The 214-nt window shown below is 48.6% G+C and carries 1 pseudogene; it reads right to left on the minus strand.

Annotated features, from left to right (window positions below):
- Positions 1-214, minus strand: a pseudogene (locus tag ACM615_RS24075) (hypothetical protein); the annotation flags it as partial.

Consider the following 214-nt stretch of genomic DNA (forward strand, 5'->3'; position numbering starts at 1 on the left):
TGCTGTTTTAGGGCATTGCAAATGCCATTGGCCATAGCAACCTGGCTTTGCGGGGTAAAGTTATTAGGAAACGCCTTTGCCGTCATAAATATCGGCGATAACTGTTGGTAATAACCGTTATTGGTAATGATCGACTGTTGCCAGAATTGCTGAGTGGCCACCAACAACGTCCGCCAAGGCGTACCGGCGGGCAGATCTTTGGACTGCACGATAT

Source organism: Rahnella sp. PAMC25617 (assembly GCF_050606005.1).
Lineage (GTDB): Bacteria > Pseudomonadota > Gammaproteobacteria > Enterobacterales > Enterobacteriaceae > Rahnella > Rahnella variigena.